Below are 982 nucleotides of genomic sequence, written 5' to 3'. Positions count from 1 at the left end.
TCGAGGAGGGATCCGATGCGTCGCCAGGTCGCCTCGACCGAGCGCTCGGCGGCTTTGCGCAGCAGGGTTTTGAGTTTGGCGAAGACCTGCTCGATTGGATTGAGGTCGGGGCTGTAGGGCGGCAGGAACAGCAGCCTTGCGCCTGCCGCGCGGACGGCCTTGCGCACCGCCTCACCCTTATGGCTGCCGAGATTGTCCAGAATGACGATGTCGCCCGGTTTGAGTGTCGGGATCAGGAACTGCTCGACATAGGCGAGGAAGCTCTGCCCGTTGATCGGGCCATCGATCACGGCCGGTGCATCGATCCGATCATGGCGCAGTGCTGCGAGGAAGGTGAGGGTCTTCCAATGGCCATGCGGCACCTTGGCGCGTAGCCGCTCRCCCCGCCGGCAGCGGCCATGGGTGCGCGCCATGTTGGTCTTGGCCCAGGTCTCGTCGATGAACACGAGCCGGCGGGGATCAAGCCGGCCTTGGTAGCGCTTCCAACTCGCTCGCCTGCGCGCAACGTCACGCCGATCCTGTTCGGAGGGCAGCACGCTTTTTTTTGAAGCTGATGCCCTCGCTGACGAAGAAGCGCGACAGCATGCCCGTGTCCGCCCGCACGCCRCGCTCGGCCAGCAACCGTGCCGAGAGCGCCGCCAGCGTGATGTCCGGTTCGGCCGCGATCGCCGCCAGTAGCCAATCGCGCTCCGGCTTCACCTTTGACGGCCGATGCCCGCCCGTGCCCGCACAGCGCCGATCGCCCGCCCGCTCATAACGCTGGACCCACTTGATCGCCGACGCCTCGCTCACCCCAAAACGACGTGACGCCGAACGACGGCTCTCGCCGCCACGCACCACCGCATCGATCACCCGGTCACGCAAATCCTGAGAATAGGCTCGTGGCATAAAGGCTGGCCTCCAAACCCAGCCCCAAGCTTGAATCACACCTCGGCCGCCTTGGGAATCCCAATTCGATTCAAGCTATTCGCAGCGCGCTCTA

At 65.1% G+C, this 982-nt stretch carries 1 protein-coding gene; it reads right to left on the bottom strand.

The window, feature by feature from the left end; translation table 11 throughout:
* Positions 1 to 888, bottom strand: a protein-coding gene (locus AC1DQK_RS19060; protein WP_477873433.1) for an IS630 family transposase whose coding sequence is annotated in 2 segments (ribosomal slippage) — positions 1 to 527 and positions 529 to 888 — 887 coding nt annotated over the 2 segments. Because the reading frame shifts where the segments join, the coding sequence is not laid out codon by codon here. This gene is flagged as partial in the annotation.
* Positions 889 to 982: the final 94 nt, after the last annotated feature.

The sequence above is a fragment of the Rhizorhabdus sp. P4_G5 genome (assembly GCF_056401065.1).
Note: the sequence above shows the minus strand (reverse complement) of the source record. Positions and strands in the feature narration are given on the sequence as shown.